This window comes from Janibacter limosus (genome assembly GCF_004295485.1).
GTDB classification, from domain to species: domain Bacteria; phylum Actinomycetota; class Actinomycetes; order Actinomycetales; family Dermatophilaceae; genus Janibacter; species Janibacter limosus_A.
This window is the reverse complement of record NZ_CP036164.1, coordinates 1,030,202-1,050,039: the sequence shown is the minus strand read 5'-3', so window position 1 is coordinate 1,050,039 and position 19,838 is coordinate 1,030,202. Positions and strand designations below refer to the sequence as shown.

The 19,838-nt window shown below is 70.2% G+C and carries 18 protein-coding genes and 2 tRNA genes; 14 read left to right on the top strand and 6 right to left on the bottom strand.

Features of this window, described 5'->3' with window-relative positions; all coding sequences use genetic code 11:
* Positions 1–106: 106 nt before the first annotated feature.
* The 11 genes from argG to EXU32_RS05035 all read left to right on the top strand — a co-directional run bounded on the left by argG (position 107) and on the right by EXU32_RS05035 (position 11,804).
* Positions 107–1,534, top strand: a complete 1,428-nt coding sequence (gene argG / locus EXU32_RS05085) for an argininosuccinate synthase (protein ID WP_130628927.1) — start codon at positions 107–109, stop codon at positions 1,532–1,534.
* A 316-nt stretch (positions 1,535–1,850) separates the two neighbouring features.
* Positions 1,851–3,032 carry a PucR family transcriptional regulator gene (locus EXU32_RS05080; RefSeq protein WP_130628926.1) on the top strand — a complete coding sequence of 394 codons (1,182 nt, stop codon included), beginning with the start codon at positions 1,851–1,853 and terminating at the stop codon, positions 3,030–3,032.
* Between the two features lie 130 nt (positions 3,033–3,162).
* Positions 3,163–4,269 (top strand): acyltransferase domain-containing protein, encoded by a 1,107-nt coding sequence (locus tag EXU32_RS05075; RefSeq protein ID WP_278044457.1) that lies wholly within the window; start codon positions 3,163–3,165, stop codon positions 4,267–4,269.
* Positions 4,266–5,264, top strand: coding sequence for a beta-ketoacyl-ACP synthase III (locus tag EXU32_RS05070; protein ID WP_130628924.1), 999 nt, complete (start codon positions 4,266–4,268; stop codon positions 5,262–5,264). Before EXU32_RS05075 ends, EXU32_RS05070 begins: the two co-directional genes overlap by 4 nt.
* Before the next feature lie 57 nt (positions 5,265–5,321).
* Positions 5,322–5,573: an acyl carrier protein gene (locus EXU32_RS05065; protein ID WP_130628923.1), complete on the top strand. Its 252-nt coding sequence runs from the start codon at positions 5,322–5,324 to the stop codon at positions 5,571–5,573.
* A 79-nt stretch (positions 5,574–5,652) separates the two neighbouring features.
* Positions 5,653–6,903 carry a beta-ketoacyl-ACP synthase II gene (fabF, locus tag EXU32_RS05060; RefSeq protein WP_130628922.1) on the top strand — a complete coding sequence of 417 codons (1,251 nt, stop codon included), beginning with the start codon at positions 5,653–5,655 and terminating at the stop codon, positions 6,901–6,903.
* On the top strand, positions 6,900–8,339 hold the full coding sequence (locus EXU32_RS05055) for an acyl-CoA carboxylase subunit beta (protein ID WP_130628921.1): 1,440 nt from the start codon (positions 6,900–6,902) through the stop codon (positions 8,337–8,339). The genes fabF and EXU32_RS05055 overlap by 4 nt, the downstream gene beginning before the upstream one ends.
* A 147-nt stretch (positions 8,340–8,486) precedes the next feature.
* Entirely contained in the window at positions 8,487–9,245 is a 759-nt protein-coding gene (locus EXU32_RS05050) for an amino acid ABC transporter ATP-binding protein (protein WP_130628920.1), read from the top strand.
* An 81-nt stretch (positions 9,246–9,326) separates the two neighbouring features.
* Positions 9,327–10,166 carry a glutamate ABC transporter substrate-binding protein gene (locus tag EXU32_RS05045; protein ID WP_130628919.1) on the top strand — a complete coding sequence of 280 codons (840 nt, stop codon included), beginning with the start codon at positions 9,327–9,329 and terminating at the stop codon, positions 10,164–10,166.
* A gap of 94 nt (positions 10,167–10,260) precedes the next feature.
* Positions 10,261–10,941 carry an amino acid ABC transporter permease gene (locus tag EXU32_RS05040; RefSeq protein ID WP_130628918.1) on the top strand — a complete coding sequence of 227 codons (681 nt, stop codon included), beginning with the start codon at positions 10,261–10,263 and terminating at the stop codon, positions 10,939–10,941.
* On the top strand, positions 10,938–11,804 hold the full coding sequence (locus EXU32_RS05035) for an amino acid ABC transporter permease (RefSeq protein ID WP_130628917.1): 867 nt from the start codon (positions 10,938–10,940) through the stop codon (positions 11,802–11,804). The genes EXU32_RS05040 and EXU32_RS05035 overlap by 4 nt, the downstream gene beginning before the upstream one ends.
* An 87-nt stretch (positions 11,805–11,891) precedes the next feature.
* Here the strand turns inward: EXU32_RS05035 and EXU32_RS05030 are convergent, their stop codons facing one another.
* Positions 11,892–12,404, bottom strand: coding sequence for a DUF3145 domain-containing protein (locus tag EXU32_RS05030; protein ID WP_165399581.1), 513 nt, complete (start codon positions 12,402–12,404; stop codon positions 11,892–11,894).
* Between the two features lie 226 nt (positions 12,405–12,630).
* Here EXU32_RS05030 and EXU32_RS05025 point away from each other — a divergent pair.
* The 3 genes from EXU32_RS05025 (at position 12,631) to EXU32_RS17125 (ending at position 14,605) form a co-directional block, all read left to right on the top strand.
* Positions 12,631–12,704, top strand: a tRNA-Ile gene (locus EXU32_RS05025).
* A 123-nt stretch (positions 12,705–12,827) separates the two neighbouring features.
* Positions 12,828–13,517: a hypothetical protein gene (locus EXU32_RS05020; protein WP_130628915.1), complete on the top strand. Its 690-nt coding sequence runs from the start codon at positions 12,828–12,830 to the stop codon at positions 13,515–13,517.
* A 137-nt stretch (positions 13,518–13,654) separates the two neighbouring features.
* Positions 13,655–14,605: a glutamate ABC transporter substrate-binding protein gene (locus EXU32_RS17125; protein ID WP_165399580.1), complete on the top strand. Its 951-nt coding sequence runs from the start codon at positions 13,655–13,657 to the stop codon at positions 14,603–14,605.
* Positions 14,606–14,754: 149 nt separating this feature from the next.
* On the opposite strand, the gene EXU32_RS05010 is transcribed toward EXU32_RS17125, so the two are convergent.
* The 5 genes from EXU32_RS05010 to EXU32_RS04990 all read right to left on the bottom strand — a co-directional run bounded on the left by EXU32_RS05010 (position 14,755) and on the right by EXU32_RS04990 (position 19,762).
* Positions 14,755–14,827: transfer RNA gene (locus EXU32_RS05010), tRNA-Asn, on the bottom strand.
* A 65-nt stretch (positions 14,828–14,892) separates the two neighbouring features.
* The gene (locus EXU32_RS05005) at positions 14,893–15,891 is read right to left on the bottom strand and encodes an isopenicillin N synthase family dioxygenase (protein ID WP_130628914.1); all 999 of its coding nucleotides are present in this window, start codon (positions 15,889–15,891) and stop codon (positions 14,893–14,895) included.
* Positions 15,892–16,004: 113 nt separating this feature from the next.
* On the bottom strand, positions 16,005–16,520 hold the full coding sequence (locus EXU32_RS05000) for a hypothetical protein (RefSeq protein WP_130628913.1): 516 nt from the start codon (positions 16,518–16,520) through the stop codon (positions 16,005–16,007).
* A complete protein-coding gene (gene dnaG / locus EXU32_RS04995) occupies positions 16,517–18,436 on the bottom strand; it encodes a DNA primase (protein ID WP_130628912.1) in 1,920 nt (639 codons plus the stop codon). The genes EXU32_RS05000 and dnaG overlap by 4 nt, the downstream gene beginning before the upstream one ends.
* A 96-nt stretch (positions 18,437–18,532) precedes the next feature.
* Positions 18,533–19,762: a deoxyguanosinetriphosphate triphosphohydrolase gene (locus EXU32_RS04990; RefSeq protein ID WP_130628911.1), complete on the bottom strand. Its 1,230-nt coding sequence runs from the start codon at positions 19,760–19,762 to the stop codon at positions 18,533–18,535.
* Between the last annotated feature and the right edge of the window lie 76 nt (positions 19,763–19,838).

Genomic DNA, 19,838 nt, shown 5'->3' with positions numbered 1-19,838 from the left:
CAGTGACGTCGGGGTGAGCACTCGATGAACGCACGGGAGGGCCCCCTTCGCCCCGTGTGACGGACCGGGGCAGCTCCCCGACGCGCGAGGACCTAGGCTGGCCCTCGTGTCCAAGGTACTGACTTCTCTTCCTTCAGGTGAACGTGTCGGCATCGCCTTCTCCGGCGGTCTCGACACCTCGGTGGCTGTCGCGTGGATGCGCGAGAAGGGAGCGGTGCCGTGCACGTACACCGCTGACCTCGGCCAGTACGACGAGGACGACATCGAGTCGATCCCCGGTCGTGCCGGCCAGTACGGCGCCGAGCTCTCCCGCCTCGTGGACTGCAAGGGCCCGCTCGTCGAGGAGGGCCTGTCGGCCATCGCGTGCGGCGCCTTCCACATCCGCAGCGGAGGCCGCACCTACTTCAACACCACTCCGCTCGGGCGCGCCGTCACCGGCACCCTGCTCGTGCGGGCCATGAAGGAGGACGGCGTCTCCATCTGGGGCGACGGCTCGACCTTCAAGGGCAACGACATCGAGCGCTTCTACCGCTACGGCCTGATGGCCAACCCGGGCCTGCGCATCTACAAGCCGTGGCTCGACGCCGACTTCGTCACCGAGCTCGGCGGCCGCCAGGAGATGTCCGAGTGGCTCACCGAGCGCGACCTGCCCTACCGCGACAGCGCGGAGAAGGCCTACTCCACCGACGCCAACATCTGGGGTGCCACGCACGAGGCCAAGACCCTCGAGCACCTCGACGAGTCCCTCGAGATCGTCCAGCCGATCATGGGCGTGCGCTTCTGGGACCCCGAGGTCGCCATCGAGCCCGAGGACGTCACCGTGCGCTTCGAGCGCGGTCGCCCCGTCGCGATCAACGGCGACGACTTCGGCAGTGACGCCGTGGCCCTGGTCATGGCCGCCAACACCATCGGTGGGCGCCACGGACTGGGCATGTCCGACCAGATCGAGAACCGCATCATCGAGGCCAAGTCCCGCGGCATCTACGAGGCCCCGGCCATGGCCCTGCTGCACATGACCTACGAGCGCCTGCTCAACGCGATCCACAACGAGGACACGATCGCCGCCTACCACGCAGAGGGTCGCCGCCTCGGCCGGCTGCTCTACGAGGGCCGCTGGTTCGACCCGCAGGCGCTCATGCTGCGCGAGTCGCTGCAGCGCTGGGTGGCCTCCGTCGTCACCGGTGAGGTCACCGTGCGCCTGCGTCGCGGCGAGGACTGGACGATCCTCGACACGGTCGGCGAGCACTTCAGCTACCACCCGGACAAGCTGTCGATGGAGCGCACCGACAACGCCGCCTTCGGTCCCGTCGACCGCATCGGTCAGCTCACGATGCGCAACCTCGACATCGCCGACAGCCGCAGCAAGCTCGAGGTCTACGCCGCGCAGGACCAGCTGAGCGGTGGCTACCTCGAGATCATGGGCGAGCTCGAGGCCGGCGGCGGCGACCTGATCGCCTCCAACCCGGCGGCCAAGAACGTCGACGACCAGGACGACGCGCTCGACCGCGCCGCCATGGAGTTCGGCACCGACTGAGCCGAACCGCCGCGGTTCGATCGCTCCCGAAGGGAGGGGGTCGGCCCCCGCCGAAGTCCTTCGTCGTCCTGCACGCGCGGGTCGTCGTATCCGACTTCGGTTTGATGGGGGCCGACCCCCTCCCTTCGTCTGCTCCCGTCCGTGGGCACGGCGCCTCGCGGACCGTGGTGGGCAGGACCTGTACGCGCGGGTTGCCTGATGGGGGCCGACCCCCTCCCTTCGTCCGCTCCCGTCCGTGGGCAGGGCGTCTCGCGGAGCGTGGTGGGCAGGACTCGACCCGGTCACGCCTTGTGCGGGTCAGACATAGACTCGGGTCATGTCGCGCCGTGGCCTCGTCTCCCTCACGACCCGTCGGCAGGTCCGCCGTTCTGGCGGCGACCTCGCGCGGGCAGCGACCCAGCGACTCGAGGCCACGCACGACTGGTACGCCCGTCTCGGTGCAGAGGAGCGGTCCTGGGTGGCGCTGGTCGCTCAGGCCGGCATCGCCAACTTCATCGAGTGGCTCGACGGGGTCGCCCCCGCCGACACCCGCACGACCTTCGGCGCCGCCCCGAGCGAGCTGACCCGCACCATCAGCCTGGCCCAGACCCTGGAGCTGGCCCGCTCCGTCGTCGACGTGGTCGACGAGCGCGTCGAGGAGCTCGCCCGCCCCGGTGACGACACCGACCTGCGCATCGCCGTCCTGCGCTACTCCCAGGAGGTCGCCTTCGGCGCGGCCCAGGTCTATGCCAACGCCGCCGAGCAGCGGGGCGCGTGGGACGCCCGCCTGGAGTCGCTCGTCATCGATGCCGTCATGCGTGGTGAGGTCGACGAGTCGATCCGGTCCAGGGCCGCCGCCCTGGGGTGGGGTGAGGTCACCGATGTCGTTGTGCTGGTGGGGAGCTCGCCAGTATCCGGTGACGACGGGGGCGACCCGTCGACGGCCGTCGGCCAGGTGCACTCGACCGCGAGGCGCCTGGGCCGGCCGGTCATCGCCGGCGTCCAAGGTGCCCGCCTCGTCGCGGTCGTCGGTGGCGTGGAGGACCCGCCCGCCATGGCCCGCGCCTTCGCCCAGTGCTTCGCCGAGGGCGACCTCGTGCACGGTCCGCTCGTCCACGATCTGGCCGACGGCGCCCTCTCCGCGCACGCCGCCGTGGCCGGGCACGTCGCTGCACCCGGGTGGCCCGGCCGGCCACACCCGGTGGCGGCCGACGACCTGCTCGCCGAGCGGGCCATCGCGGGCGACGACCTGGCCCGGGTCACCCTGGTCGAGCAGGTCCAGCTCGCCCTCGAGGACCACCCGAGCCTGCTCGAGACCGCCCGCACCCACTTGGAGTCCCCCGGCCTCGAGGCGACGGCGCGAGAGCTCATCGTCCACGTCAACACCGTGCGCTACCGGCTCGGCAGGATCAGCGATGTCATCGGCTACGACCTCACCGACCCGCACGAGGCCTTCACCGTGCGGATCGCGCTGGCTCTGGGGGCCATCTTGGAGGATCCCTCCAAGAGCCTCGGGTGAATCTCTGGTGGAGTCGACGTCGCCCCCACCCTCGTTGTCGCGGGACTCTTGAGTCGTGCTCGCCATCACCTGCCCCGGTCAGGGGTCCCAGACGCCCGGTTTTCTCTCTCCATGGCTCGAGCTGCCCGGTGTGGCAGACCGACTCCACTGGCTCTCGACCGTCGCCGGGATCGACCTGGCCGCGCACGGCACGACCTCCGACGAGGAGACCATCAAGGACACCGCGGTGGCGCAGCCGCTCATCGTCGCCGCAGGGCTGCTCTCGCTCCTCGCGCTCTTCCAGCACCCGGCCGACGGGTTCCGCGTCGTCGGGGCCGGCGCCGGGCACAGCGTCGGTGAGATCACCGCGGCCAGCGCAGCCGGTGTCATCAGCGCCGAGCAGGCCATGGTCCTCGTCCGCGAGCGCGGCCGGTCCATGGCCAGTGCCGCCACGGTCACCGCGACCGGCATGAGCGCGGTCCTCGGCGGTGACCCGCAGGAGGTCCTCGCGAGCATCGAGTCGCAGGGTCTGACGGCCGCCAACGTCAACGGCGCCGGCCAGGTGGTCGCCGCAGGCACGCTCGAGCAGCTCGCCGCCCTCGCCGACAACCCGCCCGCCAAGACGCGGGTCATGCCGCTCAAGGTCGCCGGCGCCTTCCACACCGAGCACATGCAGCCTGCGGTCGCCGACCTCGCCCGGCTGTCACGCGCCGTCTCGACCCACGACGCCCGCGTCCCGATCGTCTCCAACGTCGACGGGAGCGTGGTGCACTCCGGGCCCGAGGTCCTGCGACGCATCGTCAACCAGGTGAGCAACCCGGTGCGCTGGGACCTGTGCATGGAGACGCTCAAGGACCTCGGCGTCACCGGCATCATCGAGATCCCGCCGGCCGGGGCCCTGACCGGTCTGGTCAAGCGTGGTCTCAAGGGTGTCGAGGTGCTCGCGCTCAAGACCCCCGACGACCTCGAGGCCGCGCACCGCATGGTCCGTGAGCACGGCTCCAGCCGTCAGGCATCCCAGCCCACCTGGCGCCTGGTGACCTCTCCGGTCAAGGGCATGGTCCAGGTCTCCGCCGTGCAGCCGGGGACCGAGGTCGCCGCCGGCGACGTCGTCGCCCACGTGTCCTCCCTTCGCGACTCGCTCGAGGTGCGCTCCGGCCACGCCGGCACGGTCGTCGAGTGGCTCGTCGAGGACGGCGACCCGGTCTCCCCCGGCCAGCCGCTGCTGCGCATGCACCCCCAGGAAGGTCTGTCATGAGCACCCTCGGCGTCCCCGACGTCCTGCACCACGCCCGGCTGACCGGCATCGGCGGCTACCGCCCCGAGCGCGTCGTGCCCAACAGCGAGATCGTCGAGGCGATCGACTCCTCCGACGAGTGGATCCGTGAGCGGTCCGGCATCGCCTCGCGGCACAAGGCAGCCCCCGACGAGAGCGTCGTCGACATGGCCGAGCACGCCTCGCGCGGCGCGCTCGAGTACGCGGGGATCACCGGTGAGCAGGTGGACGCAGTCATCGTCGCGACGGTGTCCCACCCCTACCAGACGCCTGCCGCAGCCCCTGAGCTCGCGGCGCGGTTGGGCTCTCGTGCACCGGCATTCGACCTCTCCGCCGCCTGCGCCGGCTACTGCCACGGCATCTCCGTGGCCAACGACATGGTCCGGGTCGGCACCGCCGAGCACGTGCTCGTCGTCGGTGTCGAGAAGATGCTCGACTTCACCGACCCGACGGACCGTGGCTCGGCCTTCATCTTCGGTGACGGCGCCGGTGCCGCGATCGTCTCGCGCAGCGACACCCCGGGCATCGGCCCGACGGTCTGGGGCAGCGACGGCGAGCAGAAGCACCTGATCGCCCAGCGCGAGTCCTGGATGACCCTCGAGGCCGACCGCGCCATGCCATGGCCGGCGATCGTCATGGAGGGTCCCAGCGTCTTCCGGTGGGCCGTCTGGTCGATGGCCAAGGAGGCCCAGCGGGCGCTCGACGCCGCAGGCGTCACGGCCGAGGACCTCGCGGCCTTCGTCCCCCACCAGGCCAATGTGCGGATCATCGACCAGATGGTCAAGGCGCTCAAGCTGCCCAAGGACCTGCCCGTCGCCCGCGACATCGTCACCACCGCCAACACCTCCGCGGCATCCGTCCCGCTCGCCATGGAGCGCATGCTCCGTGAGGGCGAGGTCGTGCCCGGCGGACTGGCCCTGCAGATCGGCTTCGGCGCGGGCCTGACCTGGGCCGCGCAGGTCGTGACCCTTCCCTAGTTTCCCGTCGGTCCGACGGGTTCTCGGACCACCCACCGCACAACAAGGAGCAATTCCATGGCATTCAGCGACCAGGAGATCCTCGACGGCCTCGCCGAGATCGTGTCCGAGGAGACCGGTGTCGACGCGTCCGAGGTGACCGCCGACAAGACCTTCACCGATGACCTCGACGTCGACTCGCTGTCGATGATGACGATCGCCGTCACCGCCGAGGAGAAGTTCGGCGCCAAGATCCCCGACGAGCAGGTCAAGAACCTCAAGACCGTCGGCGACGCCGTCACCTTCATCAAGGCCAACCAGCCCGCCTGAGACCGGTGACGTTCCCCCCTTCGGCATGACGAAGGGGGGAACCGCCCGGCCCCACTCCCCTCACCCACAGGAGCCCCGAATGACTTCTCCCCGGCCCACCGTCGTCGTCACCGGCCTCGGCGCCACGACCCCGCTCGGCGGCACCGCCGAGGAGACCTGGCAGGCGATCCTCGCCGGACGCCCCGGCGCCGCCACCCTCGACGAGTCGTGGGTCGAGGAGTTCGAGCTGCCCGTCAGCTTCGCCGCGCAGCTGACCGTCCCGGCCGCCGAGGTGCTCAAGAAGGTCGAGACCAAGCGTCTGGACCCCTTCGCCCAGTACGCCCTCGTGGCCTCGCGTGAGGCGTGGGCCAACGCCGGCTCCCCCGAGGTCGAGCCCGAGCGGCTCGCCAGCGCGGTCGGCACCGGCATCGGCGGCGTCCAGACCCTGCTCACCGCGTGGGAGGCCTTGCGTACCAAGGGTCCTCGCCGCGTCTACCCGCTGTCGATCCCGATGCTCATGCCCAACTCGGCGGCCGGCACGGTCTCGCTCGAGTTCGGTGCCCGCGCCGGCGCGCACACACTCGTGTCCGCCTGCTCCTCCGGTGCCGAGTCGATCGGCTACGGCGCCCACCTCATCCGTGAGGGCCTGGCCGATGTCGTCATCGCCGGTGGCGCCGAGGCGTCCATCCACCCGCTGCCCATCTCCGGCTTCGCCGCGATGCAGGCGCTGTCGACGCGCAACGACTCCCCGCAGACGGCCTCGCGCCCCTACGACACCGACCGTGACGGCTTCGTCCTCGGCGAGGGTGCGGCCATCCTCATCCTCGAGTCCGAGGAGCACGCCCGGGCCCGCGGCGCCAACATCATCTGCGAGCTCGCCGGCTTCGGCGTGAGCGCGGACAGCCACCACATCGCCGCTCCCGAGCCCGAGGGTGCCGGTGCCTCGCGGGCGATGGCCGACGCCGTCCGCGACGCGGGCGCCACGCCCGCGGACCTGTGCCACATCAACGCGCACGCGACCTCGACTCCCGTCGGTGACGTCGCGGAGGTCGCCGCGATCCGGCGGGCCTTCGGTGACGACGCCGACCACATGGCCGTCAGCGGGACCAAGTCGATGACCGGGCACCTCCTGGGCGCCGCCGGCGCCCTCGAGGCCGTCTTCTCCGTGCAGGCGGTGCGTGACCGGGTCGCTCCCCCGACCATCAACATCGACAACCTCGACCCGGCGGTCACCCTGGACGTCGTCCGGGACACCCCCCGCCCCCTCGGCGACGGGGACCTGCTCGTGCTCGACAACTCCTTCGGATTCGGTGGGCACAACGTCGCCCTGGCCTTCAGGACCTTCGCATGACCCGCCAGCCCAGTGCCGCCTCGGCCGCTGTCGGCAAGCGCGTCAAGGTCCCCCGCGAGGAGGACCCCCGTAACCCCAACCACCGCCTCGCCGCCTTCCTCGACGACGGCTCGCTCGAGCTGATCACGCAGGACGACGACTCGGGGATGCTCGCCGCGACGGGCACGGTCGGCGGCCAGCCGGTCGTCGTCTTCGCCTCCGACGCCACGATCATGGGCGGCGCGATGGGCGTCGCCGGCTGCAAGGTCGTCGTCGCCGCCTACGAGCGCGCGCTCGCCGACGGGCTGCCGATCGTGGGCCTGTGGCACTCCGGTGGCGCCCGACTGCCCGAGGGCGTCGTCTCGCTGCACGCCGTCGGTGAGGTCTTCGCGATCATGACCCGGGCCTCGGGCACGATCCCCCAGATCTCCGTCGTCATCGGCGCCGCCGCCGGTGGCGCCGCCTACGGCCCGGCGCTGACCGACATCGTCATCCTCGCCCCGGAGGGGCGCATCTTCGTCACCGGACCCGATGTCGTCCGGTCGGTCACCGGAGAGGACGTCGACGCCCTTCGCCTGGGTGGTCCCGAGCCGCACGGTCGTCGCTCCGGTGTCGTCCACGTGCTCGCCGACTCGATCGAGGACTCCTTCGAGCGGGCCGGCACGCTGTGTCGCCTGCTCGCTGACCAGGGCAGCTTCGACGTGAGCGGCGTCAACGACGTCGACCTCGCCGAGCAGCTGCCCGAGTCGGCCAAGCGTGCCTACGACGTGCACCCGCTCGTGGAGCAGCTGCTCGACTCCGGCGAGGTGCAGGAGCTGCACGGCCGGTGGGCCCCCAACATCGTCACGACGCTCGGCCGCATGGGTGGACGCACCGTGGGTGTCGTCGCCAACAACCCGATGCGTCTGGGCGGGTGTCTCGACTCCTCCTCGGCGGAGAAGGCCGCCCGCTTCGTGCGGATGTGCGACGCCTTCGGTGTCCCGCTCGTCGTGCTCGTCGACGTCCCCGGCTACCTGCCCGGTGTCGGCCAGGAGTGGGACGGCGTCGTGCGACGCGGGGCCAAGCTCCTGCACGCCTTCGCCGAGGCCGTCGTTCCGCGGGTGACGGTCGTGACCCGCAAGACCTACGGCGGCGCCTACATCGCGATGAACTCGCGCTCGCTCGGTGCCACCAAGGTCTTCGCCTGGCCCGACGCGCACGTCGCGGTCATGGGCTCCGTCGCCGCGATCCGCATCCTGCACCGGCGCCGCCTGGCGGAGGTCGACGAGTCGGAGCTGGCCGAGGTCGAGCAGCAGCTCGCCGACGAGCACGACCGCCTCTCGGGCGGTCTGGAGCGGGCCGTGGAGATCGGCGTGGTCGACGAGATCGTCGAGCCCACCCGCACCCGCTCGGCGATCGCCCAGGCACTGGCCGAGGCGCCCGCCCGACGTGGGGAGCACGGCAACATCCCGCTCTGACCCGCGGCCCGCGCACCTCGGGCACGAGCCCGACGCGCGTCCCACCCACGCCCGACCCGACAGGCCGGCGTGACCGAGTGTCTCACTCAGGTCACGCCGGCCTGTTGGTGTGACCCGGCACACGTGTGAGCGACTAGGTTCGACCACATGTCGAGCGACAGCGTCACCCATGAACCCCTCGTCGTGCTCACCGATGTCAACAAGCACTTCGGTCAGCTGCACGTCCTCAAGGACATCAACCTGACGATCGGCAAGGGCGAGGTCGTCGTCGTCATCGGGCCCTCCGGGTCGGGCAAGTCGACCTTGTGCCGCACGATCAACCGTCTCGAGACCTTCGAGTCCGGCAGCATCACCATCGACGGTGTGCCGCTGCCCGAGGAGGGCAAGGCGCTGGCCCGTCTGCGGGCCGATGTCGGCATGGTCTTCCAGTCCTTCAACCTCTTCGCGCACAAGTCGATCCTCGACAACGTCACCCTCGGCCCGATGAAGGTGCGCAAGAAGTCCAAGGCCGAGGCCAACCAGCGCGCCCACGAGCTGCTGACCAGGGTCGGTGTCGAGGCCCAGTCCTCGAAGTTCCCCGCGCAGCTCTCCGGCGGGCAGCAGCAGCGCGTGGCGATCGCCCGCTCCCTGGCCATGGACCCCAAGGTCATGCTCTTCGACGAGCCGACCTCGGCCCTCGACCCCGAGATGATCAACGAGGTCCTCGACGTGATGACCCAGCTGGCCCAGTCCGGCATGACGATGGTCGTCGTCACCCACGAGATGGGCTTCGCCCGGCGGGCAGCCGACCGGGTCGTCTTCATGGCCGACGGGCAGATCGTCGAGTCGGACACGCCCGAGGAGTTCTTCACCAATCCGAAGAGCGATCGGGCCAAGGACTTCCTCGGCAAGATCCTCAGCCACTGACCAGCACACCACGTCACGCACGCACCAGAGCAGGACCGCGGATCACAGGGAGTGGCCCGCGGACAACCCAGGAGGAGCACCATGATCACGCGACGAATCGGCGCAGCAGCATTCACCCTCGTCCTTGCGGCCGGCCTCGCGGCCTGTGGCAGCGACGACGGCGGCGGTGACGACGGCGCCGGCGGTGGCGCCGGCGGCGAGAGCATCAAGGTCGGCATCAAGTTCGACCAGCCGGGGCTCGGCCTCAAGGAGGGCAACACCTACACCGGGTTCGACGTCGACGTCGCCAACTACGTCGCCAAGGAGCTCGGCAAGACCGATGTGCAGTTCGTCCAGGCGCCGAGCAAGCAGCGCGAGGACCTCATCGCGACCGGCCAGGTGGACCTGATCTTCGCCACCTACTCGATCACCGACGAGCGCAAGCAGAAGGTCTCCTTCGCCGGCCCCTACTTCATCGCCGGTCAGGACCTGCTCGTGGCCACCGACTCCACGATCAAGGGCCCCAAGGACCTCGACGGCAAGAAGCTGTGCTCGGTCACCGGCTCGACCTCCGCCGACAATGTCAAGAAGGAGGTCCCCGGCGTCAATCTGCAGGAGTTCGACACCTACTCCAAGTGCGCCGAGGCCGTCTCCAAGGGCCAGCTCGACGCCCTGACGACGGACGACACGATCCTCGCCGGCTACGCGGCGCAGGACCAGTACAAGGGCACGCTCAAGGTCGTCGGTGCTCCCTTCTCCGAGGAGCGGTACGGCGTCGGGCTGAAGAAGGGCGACACCGCGCTGTGCGAGGACGTCAACAAGGCCCTGACCAAGATGGTCGAGGACGGTGCCTGGGACAAGGCCGTCGAGGCCAACTTCGGCCCGGCGGGCTTCAAGGTGGACGCCAAGACCAACCCGCCGAAGCTCGACGCCTGCTCCTGATGTGAGCGGTGGGGTTGGGCTGGCACCTCTGCCCAACCCCACCGCCCCCCGCCCGATCTCTTCAGCACCATAGTTCGCTCGTAAGGAGTAGTGGATGAACGAGCTCTTCCAGCAGTTCGACGTGTGGGGAGCCTTCTGGCTGACCATCAAGCTGGCCGCCTTCTCCCTCGTCGGAGCCATGGTGATCGGGACGATCGTGGCGATCATGCGGGTGTCGCCGGTGGCGATGTTTCGCTTCGTGGGTGCCGCCTACGTCAACATCATCCGCAACACCCCGCTGACCCTGATCCTCACCTTCACCATCTTCGTCATGCTCTACGACCTCGGCATCAACCTCGCCGACGAGGCGAGCCCGACATCCATCGCCGACAACGGCGTGCGATGGGCCATCGTCGGGCTGGCGGTCTACCACGCGGCCTTCGTCTGCGAGGCGATTCGCAGCGGCATCAACACCGTGCCGCCGGGCCAGGCCGAGGCGGCCCGCTCCCTCGGGTTGACCTTCACCCAGAACCTCACCAACGTCGTCCTCCCACAGGCCCTTCGGGGGGCGATCACGCCGCTCGCCTCGGTGACCATCGCCCTCATCAAGAACACCACGGTCGCCGCCGCCATCGGCGTCGCCGAGACGGCAGCCCTGATGAGCTCGGCGATCGAGCTGCGGGCCGACCTGAACTACGTGACCTTCGCCCTCGTGGCCGGCTTCTTCATCATCGTCACCCTGCCGATCGGCATCGGCCTGACGAGCCTCTCGCGTCGGATGGCGGTCAAGCGATGAGTGCCAGCGTCCTCTTCGACAACCCCGGCCCCAAGGCACGAGCCCGCTACCGGATCATCGCCGTCCTCGGCATCGTCGTGGCCGTCGCCATCGCCTGGGTCGTCGTGGGCAAGCTCAACGAGTACGAGGAGTTCTCCGGCGCGAAGTGGTCACCGATGGCCACGTGGTCCACCTGGCGCTACTACCTGCTCCTTGGTCTGTGGAACACCCTCAAGGCCGCTGGTCTCTCGGTCATCGGCGCGAGCATCTTCGGCTTCGTCTTCGGCACCGGCCGGCTCTCCCAGAGCCGGCTCGTGCGCATCATCAGCAGTGCTGTCGTGGAGTTCTTCCGCGCCATCCCCGTGCTGATCATGATGATCTTCTTCTTCGGCATCTACGCCTACAACGGCGTCTTCTCCGCGGAGATCAATCCGCTCGCCGCTGTCGTCACCGCACTGACCCTGTACAACGGCGCCGTCATGGCCGAGCTGTTGCGCTCAGGAGTGCACTCGCTGCCTGCCGGGCAGCGAGAGGCCGGCCTGTCGGTGGGTCTCTCGCCCAACCAGGTGCTGCGCTCGATCCAGATTCCGCAGGCCGTGACCGCGATGCTGCCAGCGCTGGTCAGCCAGCTCGTCGTCATCCTGAAGGACACCGCGCTCGGCACCGTCATCACCTACCCGGAGCTGCTCCAGCAGGGCCAGAACCTCTCGTCCCTGCACTCCAACATCTTCGCCGCGCTCGTCGTCGTCGCCCTGATCTTCATCACGGTGAACTGGGCACTCACCGCCCTCGCCGGGCTGCTCGAGCGTCGGATCAATCGCCGGGGACGCACGTCCGCCGAGGCGATCCCGACCGCGCCGGTCGCGGCTGGCGCCGAGGACTAGCACCCGGCAGCCCCATCCGGGCATGACGAAGGGCGCCGCGCCAAGGAGGGTGCGCGGCGCCCTTCGTAGTGGAGTCCGGTGGAGGGGTCAGCCGAGCTTGTGCAGCCAACGCACGGGGGCACCGTCGCCGGCGTGACGGAAGGGCTCGAGCTCGGCGTCCCAAGCCTCGCCGAGCAGCTCACCGAGCATGTCCTCGACGGCCTCGCCGGCGCCCTGGGCGAGGGTCATGACCTCGCGGAGACGGTTCTCGTGCAGGACGACATCACCGGATGCCGAGATGGTGGCGTGGTGGATGCCGAGGGTCGGCGTGTGGCTCCAGCGGGAGCCGTCCAGACCCGGGGTGGGCTCCTCGGTGACCTCGTAGCGCACGTTGTCCCAACCGCGCAGGGCGGAGGCCAGCTTGGCGCCGGTGCCGGGGTCGCCCGTCCAGGAGAACTCGGCGCGTTTGAGCGACCGGCCGAGCTGCTGCTCGGTCCAGTCCAGTGACACAGCCTGACCCAGCACGGACTCGAGCGCCCACGTGATGTGGGGGCACAGGGCCGTCGGGGTGCTGTGGATAAACACCACACCTCGCGTACTGACGCGCTTTCCTGCAGACATCTCGATCCTCCTTGAGTGCGATGGACGTCTTCCCCAACGCCAGGCACTGTCTCGTGGATCAAGCTGCTGCACGCATGAGACTTCGTGGTGTGCTGCTCGACGATATTCGGTTGTGCGGCCATTGTGCCCCAAGTACCACAAGAGCACCAGCCCTCACGATGGCCCCGGGCACCTCAGTCGTTTCACCGCCGACAAGGTAGCCTCACGCCGACGCCCTCGGGCGTTCGGGGCGGTAGCTCAGTCGGTCAGAGCACCGGACTCATAATCCGTCGGTCCTGGGTTCAAGCCCCAGTCGCCCCACCGCATGCTTCGCCGGTGACGAGTCCGCGAACCGGTCATGGTCATTGTCGGCGCTCAGCCCTACTCTTCGAGTTGTCCGGGCGTCGCCCGGGCTCCGCCCTTCGTCCTGATCCGAGGTCACCCATGCTCCAACGCCTCGCGGCCGCCGTCGCCGCATCCCTGTTTCCCCTGACCCTCATGACCGTCGCGGCTCCGTCCTCGCAGGCCGTACCGACCGCGCAGACCGCGTACTCCTGCAACATCACCGTGCCGAGCCGGGTGGCCATCTCCAGCCCCTACCGGACGATCACGGCCTCCTTCAGCCCGGGCTGCCTCTCGTACGCCCAGTCCGGCTGGTGGGACCTGATGCACCCGACCCAAGGGTACGAGGGTTCCTTCAACTTCGACGGTGCCTCGACGGACACCGAGGACTGGTACGACTGGTCACCCCTCGGCACCTACTCGGTCCGACCTGACTACGCCTACGACCACAACTACGACGACATGCTTCAGAACTCGCGGACCATGACCGTCAAGATCGGCTCCAGGACGTCCATCAGCAGCAGCCGCAGCGGCAACTACGTGACGGTCAAGGGCACGGCCACCCGGTACTCCCTCAACTACGAGACCTACCGCGCCTGGGCCGGGCAGAAGGTCGTCCTGCGGGCGAAGAACTGCTCGTCCTGCTCGTGGAGGTGGGTGGCCAGCCCGATCGCCGATCGGTACGGACGGGTCAGCGTCAAGGCCTACGCGTCGACGGCCCGCTACTGGCGTCTGTCGACGGCCGACACCAGCACGACCTTCGGGCGCACCTCCTCGACCGTCAAACGCTGAGGCACGAGGCGGCCCATCACCCCTTCGTCGACGGTCGGGACCTGAGAGGATGGACCCGTCCGACGAAGGGGGATGACGTGCGCCGAGTCCGCGTGCTGACCACAGCCGCGCTCACCGCTACCCTCCTGACCGCGTGCGTGCGATCCGTGGATGTCGGCCCCACCGACTCCCCCGCACCGGTGTCCACCAGCTCGACGACCTCCTCGAGCACCACGACGAGCGGGACCAGCACCTCCTCGAGCACCACGACGAGCGGGACCAGCACCTCCTCGAGCACCACATCGAGTCCCTCCCTGAACGAGACCGAGCTGCCGGGCACCCTGCGGGTGGGCATCTCCTTCGACCAACCCGGTGTGGGCCTGCGTGAGGCCGACACCTACAGCGGCCTGGACGCCGACGTCGCGCGCTACATCGCGCGCTACCTGGGCATCTCGCGGATCACCTTCGTCGAGGCACAGACCGATCAGCGCGAGACGCTGCTGGCCACCGGCCAGGTCGACCTGGTCCTCGCCGCCTACTCGATCACGCCCGAACGAGCCGATCAGATCACGTTCGCCGGCCCCTACCTGACGACGGGCCAGGACCTGCTGGTGCCCACCACCAGCAGGATCCGCAAGCCCTCCCAGCTGTCGGGCTCGACGGTGTGCAGCGTCCAGGGCTCGCAGTCGACGACCGAGCTGGTCGCCAACTACCCCGGGCTGCACCTGACGGTGCGACCACGCATCTCCGACTGCGTCGACCTGCTCAAGCGGGACAAGGTCGATGCGGTCACCTCCGACGCGGCGATCCTCGCGGGCTTCGCCCGGGCCTCCACTCCCCCGGACGAGTGGCGCACGAGCGGCAAGCCGTTCACCCGCGAGCGCTGGGGCGTCGCCATGCGCCGTGAGGACACCACCCTCTGCAAGGACGTCCGCGACGCCCTGGCGGCCATGGTCGAGGACGGCGAGTGGAAGCGCTCGGTGCGCGACAACCTGGGCACCGTCAAGCAGATCGGCAAGCGCACGGCCACCCCGCCGAAGCTGCAGGCCTGCCCCGAGCCGCGCCCTGCCAGCACGTCCAGCTCCGACGGGTCCCCCAGCTCGAGCTGACCCGTCAGCAGACCCGGGACCGAGGCCCGGCACCCCCGACCGACCCGAGGCCCGGCACCCCCGGCCGACCCCGAGGCCCGGCACCCCCGCAACGAGCCCAGCAATGCCGAGAGCCCCTCACCCGGGTTGCGGGTGAGGGGCTCTGCTTGCTCCCCCGACTGGACTCGAACCAGTAACCTGCCGATTAACAGTCGGCTGCTCTGCCAATTGAGCTACAGGGGATCGCGCCGAAGCGCTGCGCCACCATAGCAAGAAGGTGGCCGTGAGACGAAAACGGGGGCTGGGACTCACTCCTCGTGGCTGACGAGGTCGGCGTGGTGCAGCGCGGCGACGTCGGGGTGGGCCCGCAGACGAGCCTTCAGGAGGTTTTCCCCGTAGCGGCTCCCGATGACATTTGCGGCGTCCTGGGTGACGCCCTTCGCCTCCGCCGCGAGGTGCGGCGGCAGCTCGACGGAGGGCACCGGGGCATCCAGCGCGGGGTTGAAGAAGAAGGGGATCGAGAGCCGCTCGCTCCCCTGCGCGGGGGCGGTGACGCGGTGCTGCGTGGCGCGCAGATAGCCGTCGGTCGCCACCTCCATGAGCTCGCCGATGTTGACGACGAAGCAGTCCTCGGTCGGGGGCACGTCGATCCACCCGTCGCCCGCCTGCACCTGCAACCCGGCCTTGCCCGGCTCGATGAGCAGCAGCGTGAGGATGCCGGGATCGCTGTGCGCCCCGACGCCCTGGGAGGTGTCGGCCGTCCCGGGGTACTTGACGAGCTTGAGCAGGATCGACGCCGGGTCGAAGGTCGAGACGAAGTGGTCGGCCGGGGCGCCCAGTGACAGTGCCCACTGCGCGAGCAGCCGGTGACTCAGCACCTCCAGCCGCTCGATCCACGCCTGGAGGACGACGCGCAGCTCGGGCAACGCCTGCGGCCACTGGTTGGGGCCGTCGAGGCGCATGTAGGGCGGGTCGACGATGCCGCTCTCCTCACGCTCGGAGCCGACGTCGATCTGCTCGCGATGGTCGACCTGCCCCTGGGTCAGCTCACCATCGAGCCGCGTCCACCCGCGGAACTGCGGGCTGCGGATCATCTCGATCGCGCGCTTGTCCTCCTCCGGCAGGGCGAAGAAGCGTCGGGCGACGTCGAAGAGCTCCGCGACGACCGCGGGCTCGATGTGGTGACGCAGGTGGAAGAAGCCGACCTCGTGGGTGGCCGTGCGCAGCTGCTCGCGGAACCGCTCGGCGGCCTCGGGGCCCGCGTCGAGGTCGGCGAGGTCGAGCACGGGCAGGGCGTCGGTGGTCATGTCCTCACCATAGGAAGGGAGGGACCCGGCGACCACGGCCGGTCACCGCGCGGACGTCAGCCGCGCGACGTCAGCCGTCCGGACATCAGCCGCGCGACGTCAGCCGTGCGACCTCAGCCCTCGAGGCCGATCTGCTCCGCCAGCCGGTCGGCGACCACCTCGGTCGCGGCCACCAGGTCAGGATCGTCCGGGTCGCAGCCTCGGCCGACGATGGTCTGGGCGAGCATCCTCCCGGACGCCAGGTCCTTGCGCAGGACGACCCTGGCGCGCCGCTGACGGTCGACCGAGACCTCCTCGACGAGCACGATCGTCGCCTGCACCCGCTCGCGCAGCAGGTCGGGCACCGCACCGGCATCGGTGAGCGTCCACTGCCCGGCGGGTCCGTGGTCGACCCAGGTGACCGACAGCTCGTCGGTCTCGGGGTCCCACCGACCCCGATCGACCAGGTGCCAGGGCCGGCCGCCGGCGAGCGCTCCCCCGGGCACGACGAGACGGTGGGTCGTGATGACCACGACCTCGTCACCGGTCGTCGCTGCCGTCGCGAGCACCCGCTCGCCACGCGCGAGCTCGACGCCCTCGGGGACGGGGACCGCGCGGGCCCGCCGCCATCGACTCCACGCTGGACTCATTGCAGCTCCGCTCGCAGGGCAGCGCGCTCGCGCTCGAGCCCCTGCAGGGTCAGGGACAGCTCGCGCAGGGCGCTCTGGTCCGAGGACGGGTCGGCAGCGAGCCGCCGCATCTGCGACATCGCGTCGGAGATGCGGCGCCCGATCGCCACCTCGCGCACTCGCACCAGCAGCGAGCGGGTGTAGTGCGGGGGCGGCGCGCCGGTGGACTGGTCATGGACGACGGGAAGGGGGGCGACGGACAGCTCGGCGACGAGGGGCGCGACGGCGAGCGGCGTCGCCTCGTCGATCCGGGCGTGCCAGCCCGACAGGCTCGTCCCCTGGTCGAGGGGTCCGACCTCCCGGACGGCGGCGAAGACGGCTCGGTGGGCCGGGGCGGCGAAGCCCTCCGGCTCGACCGCGTCGAGGTCCTCGGGCGAGAACATCGAGGGGTGCTGGAGCATCGACTGCAGGAGCTGCCGCTCGGCCTTGACGATCGGGTCGCGCAGGTCGGGTGTGGGGACCCCCGAGGCGGCCTCGCCGGCCGTCGGCTCGGGCGTCTCGGGGTTGGCTCGGTTGTCACCCGAGTCGGCTCGCGCCTGGATCCGACCCGCCCGGGTCACCGCGTCGCGCATCTGCTCGACCTCGACGCCGACCCAGCCGGCGACCGTGCGCACGTACTCGGGCCGCAGGGAGGAGTCGCGGATGCTGTTGATGATCGGCGCGACGGCGCCCATCCCGCGTACCCGGCCCTCGGCCGTCTGCAGGTCGAAGCGCGCCAGCGTCGTGCGCACCGCGAACTCGAACATCGGCACGGCGTCCTCGACCAGGTCGCGGACGGCGGCGTCGCCCTCGCGCAGCCGCAGGTCGCACGGGTCCATGCCGTCCTTGGCCACGGCGACGAAGCTCTGGCTGGCCCACTTGTCGTCCTGGGCATAGGCCTTCATCGCCGCACCCTGACCGGCCTTGTCCCCGTCGAAGGTGAAGATCACCTTGGCCGGGGCGAGGTCGGCCTCGTCGCGCACGATGCGGCGGATGACCTTGATGTGGTCCTCGCCGAAGGCGGTGCCGCAGGTGGCCACCGCGCCCTGGACCCCGGACAGGTGCGCGGCCATGACGTCGGTGTAGCCCTCGACGACGACGACCTGGCGCTCGTCGCGGATCGACTTCTTGGCCAGGTCGAGCCCGTAGAGGACCGTCGACTTCTTGTAGATCGGGGTCTCGGTGGTGTTGAGGTACTTGGCGCCGATCCGGTCGTTGTCCCACAGGTGCCGGGCACCGAAGCCGATGGTGTCGCCGGTGATGTCGCGGATCGGCCAGATGAGGCGTCCGCGGAACCGGTCGTACAGCCCGCGCGACCCGCGGCCACACAGCCCGCCGATCGTCAGCTCGTCGTCGGTGAAGCCCTTGCCGCGCAGGTGGCGGGCCAGCTCCTCCCCTGATCGTGGCGCGTAGCCGATGCCGAAGAGCTTGGCCTCCGGCGACGCGAAGCCCCGCTCCCGCAGGAAGTCACGGCCGATCCGCGCCTCCGGCGTCTCGAGGAGGCGGGAGTGGTAGAACTCCGCGGCCGCTCGGTGCGCCTCGATGAGGCGGGATCGCTTGCCGAGCCCGACCCCGTCACGGGGGCCGCCCCCTTCGTCGTAGCGCAGCTCCATCCCGAGCTTGCCCGCGAGACGCTCCACGGACTCGGCGAAGGTGAGGTGGTCCAGCTTTTGCACGAAGGAGATGACGTCGCCGCCCTCGCCACAACCGAAGCAGTGGTAGGCCCCGACGGTCTCGCGGACGGTGAAGCTCGGCGTCTTCTCGTCATGGAAGGGGCACAACCCCTTCATCGAGCCGATGCCCGCCGGACGCAGGCTCACGTGCTCACGGACGACGTCGGTGATCGAGGAGCGCTCCTTGACCGCCTGCACGTCCTCTGCGCGGATCCGTCCCGCCACTGGTCACCTCCACGCTCGACCCGACTGGGGCCGAGTCTAGGTGCCGCCGGTGACTGCCCGTCAGCCGTCCGTCGGAAGGACCACGACAGTCGCCACTCAGCAGTGCGCGGAGTGCAGCGCCAGCGCTCGCACGTCGGTCAGCCCCGCGACCTGGTCGACGACCACCCGCAGCCGGGCGGCATCGTCGCCGGCCGCCGCGAGGTCGTACCGGAGGTCGGCGTCGAGTCGTCCCTCGGGGTCGGCCGCGAACCACCGGACCAGGTCGGCGACCACCTGACGCTGGTACAGGTACTCGTCGTCACGCTCCCCGGAGAACATGACGAAGTGGGCGGCCACCGCCTTGAGCACAGCGACCTCCGCCAGGGAGTCGTCCGGCACGACCAGCCGGGCCTCGTAGCGCCCCAGGTCACCGGGGCCGTGGACCGCTCGGGTGGCCTCCTCCGCGGCGTGGACGAAGCGTCCGATGATCCGGGAGGTCATGTCCTTCAGCCCGGCGAGCGCCGCGCGGGAGCCGTCGTAGGAGTCGGGCACCGCGCCCGTGGCGAGGATCCGCTCCAGCCCCTCCCCGACCGCATCGCGGCCGAGGTCAGCGGCGAAGAAGCGCACTGCCATGTCGAGGACCGCGTCCGTCTCGTGGGCGTCACGCAGCTGCCGCAGCTCCAGCCGCCCGGACGCGATGGCGTCCTCGACGTCGTGCACCGAGTAGGCCACGTCGTCCGACCAGTCCATGACATCCGCCTCGAGGCAGCGGACGAAGCCGCCGGGACCCCCTTCGCGCATCCAGTCGAAGACCGGCAGGTCGTCCTCGTAGGCGCCGAACTTCGGTGTGGGAGAGGGTCCGTGACCACGTCGCCACGGGTACTTGGTGGCTGCGTCGAGGCTGGCGCGGGTGAGGTTGAGCCCTGCCGGGCGACCGTCGGGGTGCACCCGCTTGGGCTCGAGCCGGGTGAGGATGCGCAGCGTCTGCGCATTGCCCTCGAAGCCACCGATGGCGTCCGCGACCTTGTTGAGCGCGGTCTCGCCGTTGTGGCCGAAGGGGGGATGCCCCAGGTCGTGGGCGAGGCAGGCCACCTCCACCACGTCCGCACGACATCCGAGGGCCCCGCCGAACTCCCGGCCGATCTGGGCGACCTCGAGGCTGTGGGTCAGCCGGTTGCGCACGAAGTCGTCGCTGCCCGGACCGAGCACCTGCGTCTTGGCCGACAACCGCCGCAGGGCCGCCGAGTGGATGAGCCGCCCACGATCGCGCGCGAAGTCGTCCCGGTCGGCACGCTTGTGCACCGGGTCCTCGGAGACCCACCGCTCACGATCGCTCTGGTTGCTCACGCCCGGGAGCCTATGCCCGTTCCCACGATGGGAACCGGACTCCCCTTCGTCGGTACCGACCGCTACCTTCGGCGGT

Coding starts and splice junctions, on each gene's coding strand:
- EXU32_RS05080 (WP_130628926.1), top strand. CDS start 1,851: ATGTCGCGCCGTGGCCTCGTCTCCCTCACGACCCGTCGGCAGGTCCGC.
- EXU32_RS05070 (WP_130628924.1), top strand. CDS start 4,266: ATGAGCACCCTCGGCGTCCCCGACGTCCTGCACCACGCCCGGCTGACC.
- EXU32_RS05065 (WP_130628923.1), top strand. CDS start 5,322: ATGGCATTCAGCGACCAGGAGATCCTCGACGGCCTCGCCGAGATCGTG.
- fabF (WP_130628922.1), top strand. CDS start 5,653: ATGACTTCTCCCCGGCCCACCGTCGTCGTCACCGGCCTCGGCGCCACG.
- EXU32_RS05055 (WP_130628921.1), top strand. CDS start 6,900: ATGACCCGCCAGCCCAGTGCCGCCTCGGCCGCTGTCGGCAAGCGCGTC.
- EXU32_RS05050 (WP_130628920.1), top strand. CDS start 8,487: ATGTCGAGCGACAGCGTCACCCATGAACCCCTCGTCGTGCTCACCGAT.
- EXU32_RS05045 (WP_130628919.1), top strand. CDS start 9,327: ATGATCACGCGACGAATCGGCGCAGCAGCATTCACCCTCGTCCTTGCG.
- EXU32_RS05040 (WP_130628918.1), top strand. CDS start 10,261: ATGAACGAGCTCTTCCAGCAGTTCGACGTGTGGGGAGCCTTCTGGCTG.
- EXU32_RS05035 (WP_130628917.1), top strand. CDS start 10,938: ATGAGTGCCAGCGTCCTCTTCGACAACCCCGGCCCCAAGGCACGAGCC.
- EXU32_RS05030 (WP_165399581.1), bottom strand. CDS start 12,404: ATGTCTGCAGGAAAGCGCGTCAGTACGCGAGGTGTGGTGTTTATCCAC.
- EXU32_RS05020 (WP_130628915.1), top strand. CDS start 12,828: ATGCTCCAACGCCTCGCGGCCGCCGTCGCCGCATCCCTGTTTCCCCTG.
- EXU32_RS05005 (WP_130628914.1), bottom strand. CDS start 15,891: ATGACCACCGACGCCCTGCCCGTGCTCGACCTCGCCGACCTCGACGCG.
- EXU32_RS05000 (WP_130628913.1), bottom strand. CDS start 16,520: ATGAGTCCAGCGTGGAGTCGATGGCGGCGGGCCCGCGCGGTCCCCGTC.